Annotated in this window: 12 protein-coding genes and 1 tRNA gene; 7 read left to right on the plus strand and 6 right to left on the minus strand. The window is 45.2% G+C overall.

Annotated elements, in window-relative coordinates; translation table 11 throughout:
- Nucleotides 1–60 precede the first annotated feature (60 nt).
- From HDC91_RS09245 to HDC91_RS09255, 3 genes are all read right to left on the minus strand, one after another.
- Complete coding sequence (locus HDC91_RS09245) at nt 61–786, minus strand: DUF3891 family protein (protein WP_183551120.1); 726 nt, start codon at nt 784–786, stop codon at nt 61–63.
- Nucleotides 787–937: 151 nt separating this feature from the next.
- Nucleotides 938–1828: a flavin reductase family protein gene (locus HDC91_RS09250; RefSeq protein WP_183551123.1), complete on the minus strand. Its 891-nt coding sequence runs from the start codon at nt 1826–1828 to the stop codon at nt 938–940.
- Between the two features lie 120 nt (nt 1829–1948).
- Nucleotides 1949–2944, minus strand: a complete 996-nt coding sequence (locus HDC91_RS09255) for a fumarylacetoacetate hydrolase family protein (RefSeq protein ID WP_183551127.1) — start codon at nt 2942–2944, stop codon at nt 1949–1951.
- 399 nt (nt 2945–3343) lie between these two features.
- Between HDC91_RS09255 and HDC91_RS09260 the strand changes: the two genes are divergently transcribed.
- The 4 genes from HDC91_RS09260 to HDC91_RS09275 all read left to right on the plus strand — a co-directional run bounded on the left by HDC91_RS09260 (nt 3344) and on the right by HDC91_RS09275 (nt 6997).
- The gene (locus HDC91_RS09260) at nt 3344–4501 is read left to right on the plus strand and encodes a homogentisate 1,2-dioxygenase (protein ID WP_162429223.1); all 1158 of its coding nucleotides are present in this window, start codon (nt 3344–3346) and stop codon (nt 4499–4501) included.
- 96 nt (nt 4502–4597) lie between these two features.
- Nucleotides 4598–5722, plus strand: coding sequence for a 4-hydroxyphenylpyruvate dioxygenase (gene hppD, locus HDC91_RS09265; RefSeq protein WP_183551129.1), 1125 nt, complete (start codon nt 4598–4600; stop codon nt 5720–5722).
- A gap of 200 nt (nt 5723–5922) precedes the next feature.
- Entirely contained in the window at nt 5923–6420 is a 498-nt protein-coding gene (locus tag HDC91_RS09270) for a TspO/MBR family protein (protein ID WP_183551132.1), read from the plus strand.
- A gap of 40 nt (nt 6421–6460) precedes the next feature.
- The gene (locus HDC91_RS09275) at nt 6461–6997 is read left to right on the plus strand and encodes a hypothetical protein (protein ID WP_183551136.1); all 537 of its coding nucleotides are present in this window, start codon (nt 6461–6463) and stop codon (nt 6995–6997) included.
- Nucleotides 6998–7060: 63 nt separating this feature from the next.
- Here the strand turns inward: HDC91_RS09275 and HDC91_RS09280 are convergent, their stop codons facing one another.
- Nucleotides 7061–9454, minus strand: coding sequence for a BamA/TamA family outer membrane protein (locus HDC91_RS09280; protein ID WP_183551139.1), 2394 nt, complete (start codon nt 9452–9454; stop codon nt 7061–7063).
- Between HDC91_RS09280 and HDC91_RS09285 the strand changes: the two genes are divergently transcribed.
- The 3 genes from HDC91_RS09285 to HDC91_RS09295 all read left to right on the plus strand — a co-directional run bounded on the left by HDC91_RS09285 (nt 9445) and on the right by HDC91_RS09295 (nt 10519).
- Nucleotides 9445–10194, plus strand: a complete 750-nt coding sequence (locus HDC91_RS09285; RefSeq protein ID WP_183551142.1) for an RNA methyltransferase — start codon at nt 9445–9447, stop codon at nt 10192–10194. The genes HDC91_RS09280 and HDC91_RS09285 overlap by 10 nt on opposite strands.
- Nucleotides 10195–10241: 47 nt before the next feature.
- A tRNA-Cys gene (locus HDC91_RS09290) sits at nt 10242–10312 on the plus strand.
- Between the two features lie 30 nt (nt 10313–10342).
- Entirely contained in the window at nt 10343–10519 is a 177-nt protein-coding gene (locus HDC91_RS09295) for a spore protein (protein ID WP_162429229.1), read from the plus strand.
- Between the two features lie 244 nt (nt 10520–10763).
- Here the strand turns inward: HDC91_RS09295 and tnpA are convergent, their stop codons facing one another.
- A complete protein-coding gene (tnpA, locus tag HDC91_RS09300; protein WP_183551145.1) occupies nt 10764–11231 on the minus strand; it encodes an IS200/IS605 family transposase in 468 nt (155 codons plus the stop codon).
- Between the two features lie 4 nt (nt 11232–11235).
- Nucleotides 11236–12273, minus strand: coding sequence for a quinone-dependent dihydroorotate dehydrogenase (locus HDC91_RS09305; RefSeq protein WP_183551148.1), 1038 nt, complete (start codon nt 12271–12273; stop codon nt 11236–11238).
- Nucleotides 12274–12381: the final 108 nt, after the last annotated feature.

Below are 12381 nucleotides of genomic sequence, written 5' to 3' on the forward strand. Positions count from 1 at the left end.
AAAAAACTTGAATTTTTTAGAGAAATTTCGGGATAATTTTATGAATTAGCCAAAACGTCACTACTTCTGTAGCCGCCAAACCTGCTCGACGACGGGAGCCCCGGCCAATTCCTTTTTGAATTGATCGCAGCTTTCAAACTTCAGCGTGGCGAGCAACCGGCTTTCTAAACTCAAAGTAAAACTTGTTGTTTCAAATGGCCACGGCGCTATGGTAAGGGTGCCGTTGCTGTTACGCGATAGCTTGTATTGTTTATTGTCCGGCCCCGGGCTCACTTCAACCACACGGTTTTCGGGTGGCACCTGGTGCTGGGCAAGCAGCAACGACAAAGCATCGCACCACTCCAACAAACCATATGCCTCGCCGGCTTCCTTTTGAGTAATGCCTAATTCCTTCATCCATTGCTTTTGTAACTGCTTTTGTCCCGCCAGGAAACGCTTTACCTGCGGGTTTGAGAGGGCTTCGCTCTTGTGCAGAAAAACCATGTGCATAGAAGTCAGCAAGGCGATATACCTGCTTTTTGATATCGAAAAGTGATGCAATCGCGTGCAATGTTCCTGCTTAAATTTTTTCATGCTAAAATCTACCGGGCCGCCTTGAGGGGTCAGCAGGTCATCGGCCTCCAGTTCAGTTTGCGCGTCATCATGATCGGCAATAGCTATAAGCGTTTCCGTCCAGCGGTTGGGGCGGTCATTTTTTCGCCATTGCATAGCAATTTGCGCCGCAAGCACCCCGTGCGCCCGCTGTGTTATAATCTCCCAGCCATGTTCTGTATAATTGGCGATCATAAAGGAATAATGATCTGGAAAAGAAATTGTTTACGCTTATTGAACCATGTCATTGCAACGATAGCGCGGCAATCTTGTCGCCCATGCATAACTGCTTAGCATACTACGAGGTTGCCACGTCGCTACGCTCCTCGCAATGACATATTGTTATTTAATCTGCAAGCAACACCATCCACGCCTCTTTTACCTTACCTTCATCCAACAGGTGTTTAGCTTTTAAATGCAGCTGTAATTCACGGGTTTGGGTGTCGCCGATGGTAGCGTCAAAAAGTTCCTTCAGTTCATCGCTTTGCGTGTACGCTTCTATCTCTTCATCTGTGGGCAATACTTCTACATTCCCTAACTGCCCGAGGTTGTTGCCGGTAAGTACTTTCGAATTGCGGATAGCCCTGGGTATGGCATCAACCCCTATACCAATAGTGGTTACGGGTTTAGCCACCTTAAACAGGTTATCGGCAGTGACGCGGCAATACCAGTCGGCGCCAAGGCGGGCTACCAGGTCGATTTTTTCCTGGTCTATAACGCCATTTTCGTTCAAGATCGCCTCGTTAATATGGATGAATTTTATTTCGGCTATTACCAGGTTGCCCGCGCCGGGGGTATCAGCCAGACTGATAATATCCCTTACTACACACTCCAACTGTACCGGCGATTCGGCCACGCGGGGCGGCTTAACCATTACCGATGGCAGCTCGGTTAAGCCCGCCTTAATAAATTCGTTTACGCCTGCCGGATACTCCACGCTCGATAATGATACCTGCTGCACCATATCGTAGTTAACAATATTGATAACGCATTCAGGCACCTGCTTTAAATTTTCGAGGGTATGCTTGGTAGTATTATCCCTCACCCTGCGCGATGGCGAAAAAACGCATACCGGCGGGTTAACGCTAAACACGTTAAAAAAGCTAAACGGACTAAGGTTAACATTCCCCTCCGCATCAACAGTAGATGCCAGGCAAATAGGCCTGGGCGCTACCGCGTGATTGAGGTAAGCCTGGATCTGTAACGGCGATAGGTCTTTTATATCGAGTGTTAGCATGGTGTTCTCAACGCGTCATTGCGAGGTACGAAGCAATCTCCATTGAGGCATATCGGCTATGCATAGCCTTGAGATTGCTTCGTACCTCGCAATGACGGTTTTATTATTATTTAATATTGTTTATTTCTTCAACGCCAGCAGCGAAAAATCGTCCTTACTTTTTTTAATAATATTACCCAGCATGCCCAGGCCGGTTATTTCCATTTCCACCAGGTCATTTGGTTGCAGCCACTGGGGCTGGTAGTTAGGGTCGTTTAGCAGGCCTGTACCGTTTAGTTCCAGAAAACAGCCTGTGCCTACGGTACCCGAGCCAATAACATCGCCCGGCAGCACATCGCAGCCATAAGCACAGCGCTCAATAATTTCCGCGAAGGTCCAGTCCATATCGGCCATATTGCCGGCGCTTACCTGCTTACCGTTCACCACACATTTCATCTCCAGATTGTAAGTAACCCCGGTATGGCCTTCTTTTGGCGAGGTTTTATATTGCTCTAACTCATCGGGGGTAACCAGCCAGGGGCCTATCACGGTCGAAAAATCCTTGCCTTTTGCCGGGCCAAGGTTCAGCAGCATTTCTTCCATTTGCAGGGTGCGTGCGCTCATATCGTTCATGATCATGTAGCCCGCAATAAAGCCGTCGGCATCGGCCGCCCTTATATTACGCCCTTTTTTATTGAGCACAACGGCCACTTCCAGTTCAAAATCAAGCTTCTGGAAATGATCGGGCATGCACTCAATCTCGCCGGGTCCTTGTATGGCGTTATGGTTGGTAAAGTAAAAAATTGGGTACTGGTCAAACTCGGCTATCATATCCACCTTGCGGTTGCGGCGCGCAGCGGCCACATGCTGGCGGAAGGCGTACCCATCACGGCACGAGGTAGGGTGCGGCACGGGGGCCATCAACTCATAAAACAACTCCTCTTTTGCCTGCATTTTAGCAGTTTTAATGGCCTCGTTAACTTTTTTAGCACGATCCATTAATTCATCGCCTCCCCATAAAAATTCGTTCATATTATCGGGGATCAGCTTATCGCACGAGTTTAGGTTGTAGATATGGCCGTTTATGTAAATGCCTAAATGCTCCCGGTCTTCGGTTTTGTAGGATACTAATTTCATACGTTAGGAATTGGTTTATCGGAAATCAAAAGTAGTTATTTTGGTTGATTGTAGAGACGCGATACCTGGTGAAAAACTATGCTTGCATATTAATTGCATATATTGTAATTTTGATGTAATGATGAGCATTAAAAAACAGTTTTACTTTTCCCTCGGACTTACTTCTATGAGTAATTCCTCCTCTTTCAGGGATGCTGTGCTCTCTAAGATCGCCCTGGCGCAATTCTAATTTCTTATTGTAAAGTTTTAAGTTGAAAGGTTGGAATGTTTTCCTGCCCGGGCATTTAAAACTAATAGACGTCAACAAACGTTTAATATAAAGAATTTTATGGTGTAAGTATTTTGATATCAAAACTTTACAACTTTAAAACATTCCAACATTTTAAACCAATATAAACCATGCCTATTTACCATACTTTAGGGACTATCCCGCATAAGCGGCATACGCAATTCCGTAAGCCGGATGGCACTTTATATGCCGAAGAACTGGTATCGACAGAGGGTTTTTCCAGTTTGTACTCGCTGGTTTACCACACTTACCCGCCCACTATTGTAAAAGAACTTGGCGAGCCTTATTCTGTTGAGCCCAAAATAGCGCGCGAAAAGCACCTTAAACATACCAGCCTGATAGGTTTTAACATAAAACCCGAAGACGATTACCTGCAAAGCCGTAAGCCGGTTTTAGTAAATGCCGACCTGCATATTTCCTTGGCGGCCCCACGCCAAAGCATGACGGATTATTTTTACAAGAATAGCCAGGCCGACGAGGTAATATTTATTCATGAGGGCACAGGTACGTTAAAAACAGGTTTCGGCAAGATAAAATTCGAATACGGCGATTACCTGGTTATCCCGCGGGGTACCATTTACCAGCTGGAGTTTAACAGCGAAGATAACCGCCTGTTCATTGTAGAAAGCTTTAGCCCTATCCGATCGCCAAAACGTTATCGCAACGCATATGGCCAGCTCATGGAGCATGCACCCTATTGCGAACGGGATATTAAACGCCCTACAGACCTGGAAACCATAGACCAGAAGGGCGACTTTAAGATCCTGATCAAAAAGCAGGGACTTATTTATCCGTACACTTATGGCACCCATCCGTTTGATTTTATTGGCTGGGACGGCTTTCACTACCCATGGGCATTTTCCATACACGATTTTGAACCGATAACGGGCAGGGTACATCAACCACCACCGGTACACCAAACATTTGAAGGCCACAATTTTGTGATATGCTCATTTGTGCCGCGCAAGTTTGATTATCACCCCTTATCGATACCCGCGCCGTATAATCACAGCAATGTAGATAGCGATGAGGTTTTATATTACGTTGACGGCGATTTTATGAGCCGGAAAAGCGTGGTAAAAGGGCAGATAACGCTGCACCCCGGCGGCATCCCGCACGGCCCGGCGCCGGGCTCGGTCGAAAAATCTATAGGCAAAGAGTTTACTGATGAATTGGCCGTGATGATAGATCCCTTCCGCCCGCTGATGCTGACGGAGGATGCCGTACAGATTGAAGACGAAAATTATTATAAAAGCTGGGTTTTTTGAGGTTGTTGGAAAGTTGAAATGTTGTAAGGTTAGAAAGTTAATTCGCCAAACAACAACATTACATCTTTCCAACTTTAAAACATTACAACAAATAAAATGGAAACATTAACATTAGATACCAAACCAACCACAACAGATTTTTTGCCGCTTAACGGTACGGATTATGTTGAATTTTATGTGGGCAATGCCAAGCAGGCTGCCCACTATTACAAAACCGCTTTCGGTTTTCAGGACCTGGCTTATGCCGGACCCGAAACCGGCGTGCGCGACCGCGCATCGTACGTTTTACAACAAGGTAAAATACGCATTGTGTTAACTACACCGTTGCATTCCGATCACCCGATAGCGGAGCATATTAAAAAACACGGCGATGGTGTAAAGGTGCTGGCGCTATGGGTTGACGACGCTTACGACGCCTTTAAACAAACCACAAGCCGCGGAGCGGAGCCTTTTCAGGAGCCCCAAACCATTACCGACGAACACGGCGAAGTGCGCACCAGCGGCATTAAACTTTATGGCGAAACGGTTCACCTGTTCATCGAGCGTAAAAACTACAGCGGACCGTTCCTGCCGGGATATAAAGCCCTGCAAACAACTTACCGTCCGCCTGTTGCAGGCCTGTTGTATGTAGACCATTGCGTGGGTAATGTGGGCTGGCATAAAATGAACTACTGGGTAAATTTTTATGAGGAAATTATGGGGTTCCGTAATATTCTTACGTTTGATGATAAAATGATATCCACCGAATACTCGGCCCTGATGAGCAAGGTTATGAGTAACGGTAACGGATACGTAAAGTTCCCGATAAATGAGCCGGCCGAGGGTAAAAAGAAAAGCCAGATAGAAGAGTACCTGGAATTTTACGAAGACGAGGGCGTGCAGCACCTGGCATTGGCTACCAACGATATTGTAAAAACAGTAACTGACCTGCAAAGCCGGGGTGTGGAGTTTTTAACGGTACCTACCACCTATTACGACGAGCTTACCGATCGTGTAGGCCATATTGACGAAGACCTGGAGCCGCTTAAAAAATTAGGCATCCTGGTTGACCGCGACGACGAGGGCTACCTGCTGCAGATATTTACCAAACCTGTTGAAGACCGCCCTACGCTGTTCTTCGAGATCATACAGCGCAAAGGGGCAAAATCATTTGGCGCTGGCAATTTTAAAGCGCTGTTTGAAGCCATTGAACGCGAGCAGGAACTGCGCGGAAACTTATAGATCATCTCTTGCCAAGTCAAGAGCATCGTATTACCCAGGGTATGGTTCAAACTTGAACCATACCCCTTATTGAAAGGTTGGGTAAGGTAAATGCCGGGCGCTATGCCTCGCGTTCAGCGTTTTTGACAAGGGCAAATTCCCCCTGTAAAAAGGTGAATTTAAGCCCGAAACATTTATTAACTTGCGTAAGTTGTATTACCATGAGCACCAACCCTTTACATACCAGGTTCCGAATATTTCCATTGCTGGTAAGTGTGGCAATAACATTTGGTATCGGGTTTGTGGCCTCACTTTTTACGCGCCCCGAAATAACCGGATGGTACGCCGCCTTAAAAAAACCGGCGTTTACACCCCCTAACTGGCTTTTCCCGGTAGCATGGACAACCCTGTACTTGCTAATTGCCATTGCAGCGTACCTGGTTTGGCAACGCCGCGACAGCACATCAACCTATAAAACCACGGTTGTTATTTATGTTACGCAGCTTGCGCTCAACTTCTCGTGGTCGATAGTGTTCTTTGGCATGCACCACATATTGGCCGCGCTGTTTATTATCGTAGCGTTACTGGTATGCATCGTTTTAAACATCGGCTGGTTTGCCCGGTTCAGTAAAACAGCGGCCTGGCTGTTGGTACCCTACCTGATGTGGGTACTTTTTGCTGCTTTGTTAAACATTAGCATTAGTGTGCTTAACAAATAAGAAAAACACTATTTTTATTGCACGTTATCCTGTGCCTGAAATGAAAAGATTTTTGCTTACCTGCGTCCTCACAATTATTGCTGTATCATTTGCTTTGGCCGATACTATCGCCATCAACCATTTTGTAATAAAAGAGAACCCGTTTGCTAAAGATGAGATAGCCATTATAGCAGTTGATACCGCCGGGGTGATCCAGGAAAACGTGAGCGGACTGTTCACTTTTACGATAAATGGCTTTACCGAAGAGCTTACTTTTGATAAGGGCACTGCCTTTTATCGGCATAAGATAGAAAAATCGAGCTTTGTATACACCAGGCACGAGAATGTCAATGGCACCCACGCCATACTTTATTACGTTTACAGGCACGATAGCAGGCTTACCCCTGTAAAAATAAGCTGGATAGTATTAATAGGTATACCGCTTGCGTTGATATTGCTTGGTTACCTGTTTAAGCGGTTCATTATAATAGCGCTTATAATTTTTTGTATCTTCCTGTATTTTAACCACAGCAATGGTTTAAGCATCCCAACATTCTTCCAGAGTATTATTGATGGGTTAAAGGGGGTGTTTTCGTAGCAAGAGGTTAGAGCGCTAATGCACTACCGGGTGCCTCGTTTTTCAATACAACCAATCTCCGAATTAAAACGGCAGCCCGATACCAAAGTTTAGCTGCAAGAAACTGTAGCTGTCGCCTAATATCTTGCCATTATTGTCTACCCCTGTTTTATTAGCGCGAAGGTAGGCCTCCTTAAATTCGCCGGTTTTAAACAATTCATCAAAATGTTTAACAAATACCCATTGGTCTGATCCGTTGAACTGCGGGTCTTTAAATTTAAAAGCGGCATCAAGTCTAAAGACAAAAAAACCAAGGTCAAACCTTAAACCGGTGCCAATACCAATTGCGGTAGACTGCAGGATATTGTTAAACCTGAATTCGCCGTTGGGGTTATCGGCGGTTTTATGCAAGCGCCAAACGTTGCCCGCATCTATAAAAAATGCCCCTTTCAGCTTCGTGCCAAAAAAGTTATCCATTAATTTATAGCGGTATTCGGCATTGGCAACCATTTTTATTTCACCAAACTGATCCAGGTATTTTAAACGCGAGCGTGTTGTATCGGCGGCGCCGCCTACGCCATAGCTGGCACGGTTAAACTGGCCCGGCCCTAAGGTACGCGGCAGCCAGGCACGTATATCGTTTGCACCGCCGGTATAAAAATTCTTTTCAAAGATCAACTGGTTACTGTTACCGTACGGCACGCCGATACCGGGATTAAAGCGAAATATAAACTGCTTTTCGCCCCCTAAACTACGGTACCACCGGTAATCAACCTCGGTTTTTACATATTGCGAAAAAGCGTAACCAAACAAGGTGCGCTGGCCAAGCGTATCGCGGGGTGCGTTTACCAGTTTGCTTAGCAGGCTAAGCGTACCCCCGCCCAGATCAAGACCGCCCCTGAAGTATATAAAGTTTTTGTAAGAGTTTAACTCCTGCGCGTTGTACTGGAAGGTATATTGGCTACCTGATGTAAACGTAGTACGCCCAATAAGGTACACATACGAATAGCGGTTTTGCTTTAAAAGCTCGGCCTTCGCCACTGGGTCGATACTGCCGCTCGAAAATTCGATGCTTATAGGCGTAACGGAGTGCTGTTTACGGGCAGTTTCAAAAAAATCGTAGGTAACCGAGTTTATAAAACTGCGGCGCTCCACCAGTCCTTTTTGATAAAACAACTGGAAATTGGTGGAGAATGTGGTATGCGGCACGCCGAATTTAGCAAGGTTAGGAAATTTGAAAGGCAGCAGCAGTCGCGGATAAATAACACTGGCACCGGCCCTGAAATCCTGGTTTTGTATCCCCTGGTTAACCGATGAGTTGCCATTATCGAACAGAATGCTCCAATTGAGCTTTATCTGTAACGTTGCGGCCTGTTTAAAGATATTGCGGTTGGTAAAGGTATTACCAAGGTTATAGCCAAAGCGCCCCTGGTTAAACAAAAATTCGGCTTCTACCCGGTCGCTCATGAGTTTCAGGGGCACAACATCAATTTTGGTATTCAGCCGGTTGCTGCTGTCGGGTAGTTTCTCGTAAGTTGGGTTTGGCACGTTCCTGAATACGTTAAGCTCCGAAAGGCGGGAGGTGGTGAGCGTTTGCTTATCAATATCATACAATTCACCTTTCCGTTGAAAAATATAATCGGTAACGGTGCGGGGCTTAAACTTTCCCGAAAAATCAACAAACCTGAACTGGCTGTCTACCTGTATAGTATCTGCCTTGCCGGGGGTACGGCCATTACTGCGTGCAACGGTAACCAAAGTATTGTTAATGGTATAAACCGGGTGTTCGGTTTTGCCCTGCGGGTTATCGATGGTCATTACCACATCAACAATACTCTTATTAAAACTCGAATCGGGCAGGTAGTTGATATACTGGCGATAAAAGTCGTAATAACCGTTACGTTTCATTACCAGGTAAAACTGATCGCGGTCGTAAGCTAAACTATCTGTATCAAAACGGCTGCCTTTATTGATATGCGAGTAATCCTTACGCGTTTTGCGATACAGTTCCTGCACCTTGGGGTCGGCAATGCTATCCTTAAAGTTCCTTATCTTAAACAGCGGCCCTTCGGTAGCGGTAAAAAACAGCTGGGCCTTTTTCTTCTTCACAATAATGGAGTCGGCTACTTTGGCTTTTAAAAACCCTTTGTTAACCAGGTATTTTTGTATTTGCATTCGCGAAAACTCCACCAGGTTGCTATCCAGCAAAGCGGGCGCTTCGCCTATTTTGCGTTTACCGTTGCCGCTAAACAGGTAATAAAACTGCAGGTTAAGCCAGTTGTTTGGCTGCTGCTCTTTATCAACATAGTTAAGCGCCTCTTCCGAAAACTCTTTGTCAACGCCTTTGATCGTAACTTTGCGCACAATGGCCTGGTTATCTTTTATGCCTCTGGTAACACTGCAGCCGGCACCAATAATAACCACCAAAATACTTAATATTGCAAGACGGAAATGTCCGGGTGTATTATATGCTTTCAAAATCTCAGATCAGTTTACTAACGTCTTTACAACACAAAAAGTTCCGCAGGGAACATGGTTTATTTATGGTAGAAGGCTACAAATCAATAACTGAATTTGACGGTTCCGATTACCACCTGCATACCATATATCATACGCCTGATATTGCACCAAAATTGCTTAAATTATCCCAAAAAATAAACTTTCGGGAGATTTCTTTAAATGACCTTCAAAAAGTAAGCTCCCTGAAAACCCCGGCTGATGCAATTGCTACTGTTAAGATACCCCGATGGGGCAGCTTAAACCCTACAACGTTAAAAAATAAATTTAGTTTGGTGCTTGATGGTATACAGGACCCCGGCAACATGGGTACCATTATACGCACTGCCGATTGGTTTGGCATCGGCAACATTATTTGCTCGGAAGATACTGTTGATGCCTATAACCCCAAAGTTGTACAGGCCACCATGGGCTCGCTGGCGCGGGTAAATGTTACCTATACCAATTTAGCAGGCCTGGTTTCGGCAGCAAAGCTGCCCGTTTTCGGCGCTTTACTAAACGGCGAAAATATTTATACCACAAACTTTGGCACCGAGGGCTTGCTAATTATGGGCAACGAAGGCAATGGTATACGGCCTGATATTCAGGCGTTAGTAACCAAAGCTATCACCATTCCGCGCATTGGTAGGGCCGAATCGTTGAATGTGGCCATAGCCACGGCCATATGCTGCTCAGAGCTTGCCGCAAAATCCTACAAATAAAAATTGATTAGCAACAAATAATTACTATTTTTGCAATCCTTAAAATTGGTCGGGTGGCCGAGTGGCTAGGCAGAGGTCTGCAAAACCTCCTACAGCGGTTCGAATCCGCTCCCGACCTCAAGGTTAAAAACATTTAAAATAAAAAGTCATGGGCGTTACTCGTTTAAAAAGAAAAGATAGAAGGAACAAAACCACTTCGCGTTTAGAAGTTCAGTTTTTAAAATTAGCTACCAACATTGAATTGGGCAGCCGTTCTGCAGAGAAAAAAGACAGCCAGATAGCAAAAAACAATGCTGTTTTAGCTAAAGCCGCTGCAGGCAAATAAGTCGTCTTTTTTAAAGAAATTTAAAGGCATACCGGTAATGGTATGCCTTTTTTATTGGAGGTACGTTTTGTCAAGGAGGCTCCTTTGGAGCCAAAATACCAATTAACTTTTCTATAAACAGGGCGCCCCGCTGGGGCTTTAGCACGGCCATTTAGTATTTCCCTAATCGGCTAACTATCACGGGCTCCAGCGGAGCCACGTGTTTATAGAAAGACAGGGGCTGAACGGGCTCCGTAGGTGCCTCCTAGCTTTTGTCAAAAAAATCAAATAGATACTTATCCTCGAACGGAATTTCAAACTTCTCTAACAATTCTAAATACTCTTGCTTGAACGTTTTCGTTTGATGATGCCTTTCCTGATTAAGTACGTATTTTACAACCGAATCGATATGAGAATGAGAATATGAAAATACACCGTAACCTTCCTGCCAGCTAAACTTGCCCATTATCCAACTTTTGCTGTTTATAAATTCGTTGCTTTCTACTTTAAGCTCCTTTATAAAATCTGAAATTAAAATAGTTGGTTTAAAACCCACAAAAAGATGAACATGATCAGGCATACAATTTACAGCAAGCATTTTTGCTTTCCGGTTTTGTACAAGGGAGGTAAAATATTTATGTAATTCTTCTTTATGTTCCTTAGGAATCAGGCTTAATCTGTTTTGCACGGAAAACACAAACTGTAGATAAATTTGGGAAAACGTGTTTGCCATATTATTAAGTTTTCAACACCGCTTTATTAATCTCCCCTATCAATCCCGGTCCTTCGTAAATAAAACCAGTGTATAACTGCACTAACGATGCGCCGGCCTTTAATTTCTCTATCGCATCCGCGGCCGAATGTATGCCGCCTACCCCGATAATAGGGAACGCCCCGCCTGATATTTTATGCAGATAAGCGATAACCTCCGTGGAGCGATTGGCTAACGGTTTCCCGCTTAATCCGCCGGTCTCTGCTTTATGTGCTGATGTAAGCCCCTCGCGGTTGATCGTGGTATTGGTGGCAATGATGCCTGCTATCCCTGTTTGTTTTACAATATCGGCGATATCGTTTAACTGATCGTTTGTAAGGTCGGGCGCAATCTTTAACAGGATGGGCCTGCTAATACCATTCTTGTTATTGCGTTGCTGCAGCGTGTTTAAAATATGCATCAGGGGCCCTTTCTCCTGTAACTCGCGCAGGCCGGGTGTATTCGGCGAACTTACGTTCACCACAAAATAGTCAACCACATCAAACAGCCTATCGAAGCATTTGATATAATCGCTTACTGCATCCTCATTGGGCGTTACTTTATTTTTACCGATGTTGCCGCCTATTATAAGTGCCTGCTGCCCAGGTTTAAGGCTTTTACGATAGGCCGCAATACGCTCCGCGGCCACATCAACGCCATGATTGTTGAAGCCCATACGGTTTATCAGCGCCTCATCTGCCGGCAGGCGGAACATGCGCGGCCTGGGATTACCCGGCTGCGGCAACGGGGTAACGGTACCAACCTCAACAAAACCAAAGCCCAGGTTACCCATTTCGCTGATCAATTCGGCGTTTTTGTCGAAACCGGCGGCAAGGCCTACCGGGTTCTTAAACTTTAGGCCAAATACTTCGCGTTCCAATCGTTTATCATTACTGCCCCAAATGGCTTTACTTAGTGCCGCGCCACCCGGAAAACGATTGAAACGTTTAAGGTTACGGGTCACAAAATAATGCACGTTTTCGGGGTCGAACTGAAACAGCAGGGGTTTTAGCAATTGATACATGGTGCAAATTTACCGATTTTAACAATTACGCATCAACTTTTAACAATTAAGCATCGGCGTAATTAACAATTTGTATCTTAGGCAAGCGCTATAAATTTGCGCCGTTAT

This window comes from Mucilaginibacter sp. AK015 (genome assembly GCF_014200785.1).
Classification (GTDB): Bacteria; Bacteroidota; Bacteroidia; order Sphingobacteriales; family Sphingobacteriaceae; genus Mucilaginibacter.

What these genes read in the sequence shown, in the direction of transcription:
- HDC91_RS09245 (WP_183551120.1), bottom strand. Translation starts at nt 786, where the DNA reads ATGATCGCCAATTATACAGAACATGGCTGGGAGATTATAACACAGCGG.
- HDC91_RS09250 (WP_183551123.1), bottom strand. Translation starts at nt 1,828, where the DNA reads ATGCTAACACTCGATATAAAAGACCTATCGCCGTTACAGATCCAGGCT.
- HDC91_RS09255 (WP_183551127.1), bottom strand. Translation starts at nt 2,944, where the DNA reads ATGAAATTAGTATCCTACAAAACCGAAGACCGGGAGCATTTAGGCATT.
- HDC91_RS09260 (WP_162429223.1), top strand. Translation starts at nt 3,344, where the DNA reads ATGCCTATTTACCATACTTTAGGGACTATCCCGCATAAGCGGCATACG.
- hppD (WP_183551129.1), top strand. Translation starts at nt 4,598, where the DNA reads ATGGAAACATTAACATTAGATACCAAACCAACCACAACAGATTTTTTG.
- HDC91_RS09270 (WP_183551132.1), top strand. Translation starts at nt 5,923, where the DNA reads ATGAGCACCAACCCTTTACATACCAGGTTCCGAATATTTCCATTGCTG.
- HDC91_RS09275 (WP_183551136.1), top strand. Translation starts at nt 6,461, where the DNA reads ATGAAAAGATTTTTGCTTACCTGCGTCCTCACAATTATTGCTGTATCA.
- HDC91_RS09285 (WP_183551142.1), top strand. Translation starts at nt 9,445, where the DNA reads ATGCTTTCAAAATCTCAGATCAGTTTACTAACGTCTTTACAACACAAA.
- HDC91_RS09295 (WP_162429229.1), top strand. Translation starts at nt 10,343, where the DNA reads ATGGGCGTTACTCGTTTAAAAAGAAAAGATAGAAGGAACAAAACCACT.
- tnpA (WP_183551145.1), bottom strand. Translation starts at nt 11,231, where the DNA reads ATGGCAAACACGTTTTCCCAAATTTATCTACAGTTTGTGTTTTCCGTG.
- HDC91_RS09305 (WP_183551148.1), bottom strand. Translation starts at nt 12,273, where the DNA reads ATGTATCAATTGCTAAAACCCCTGCTGTTTCAGTTCGACCCCGAAAAC.